Genomic DNA, 892 nt, shown 5'->3' with positions numbered 1-892 from the left:
TCACTCTCACCCCGCGGCCGAGCGCGAGGACGCCTACGTCTACCCGGAGGAGTTCCCAACCCTCGACCGTCACATGGGCGAGTACGACGGGATCGTCCTCGGCCACACCCACGTTCAGGGCGTCCGGGAGGCGGGCGGCGGGTTCGTCTGTAATCCGGGCAGCGTCGGCCAGCCGCGCGACGGCGACCCCAGAGCCGGCTACGCGGTCCTCGACACGACGACCGACGGGACCGACGCGGTCGAGACGCGCCGCGTGGAGTACGACATCGACCGCGTCGCCGTCGCGGTCCGGGAGGCCGACCTCCCGGAGCTGACCGCCGAGCGCCTCTACGAGGGCGAGTGACTCACGCCCCGTCGTCGCGGTCGGCGGCAGTGCGATCGGTCGCAGCGGAATCGCGGTCACCGCAGTCCCCGACTTCAACCTCCAACCGCTCGTAGAGGAACGCCCACGAGTCCGTCTGCTCGTCGACGATCATCGAGGCGGGCTTGCCGACGCCGTGGCCGGTCTCGGGCTTGGTGCGCAACAGGAAGGGGCCGCCCGCGGCCTCGTTCTGGAGCCGCGCGGTCATTTTCCGGGCGTGTGAGGGGTGGACCCGCGTGTCGCTCGCGGCCGTGGTGAAGTACACCGGCGGGTAGCTTTCGTCGGGGTCGATGTTGTGATACGGCGAGTACGCCCGGAGGTACTCGAACGCCTCCGGGTCCTCCGGGTGGCCGTACTCCGTCGTCCACGACTCGCCGAGCAGGAAGCGGTGGAACCGCAGCATGTCCAAGAGCGGGACCGCGCACTGCGCGGCCGCCCACAGCTCCGGCCGCTGCGTGACGACCGCACCGACGGAGAGCCCGCCGTTCGACCCGCCCGCGACCGCCAGGTGGTCGCTGTCGGTGAGTCCCG

The 892-nt window shown here is 71.3% G+C and carries 2 protein-coding genes; one reads left to right on the top strand and one right to left on the bottom strand.

Annotated features, from left to right (window positions below):
• On the top strand, window positions 1-343 hold a 343-nt coding region (locus BN903_RS08780; RefSeq protein WP_048077383.1), incomplete at its 5' end, for a metallophosphoesterase.
• A 1-nt stretch (window position 344) separates the two neighbouring features.
• On the opposite strand, the gene BN903_RS08775 is transcribed toward BN903_RS08780, so the two are convergent.
• Window positions 345-892, bottom strand: a 548-nt coding sequence (locus BN903_RS08775; RefSeq protein ID WP_048077382.1) for a prolyl oligopeptidase family serine peptidase, incomplete at its 5' end; no start/stop codon positions are given.

Source organism: Halorubrum sp. AJ67 (genome assembly GCF_000513435.1).
This window is presented reverse-complemented; position numbering and strand designations above follow the sequence as displayed.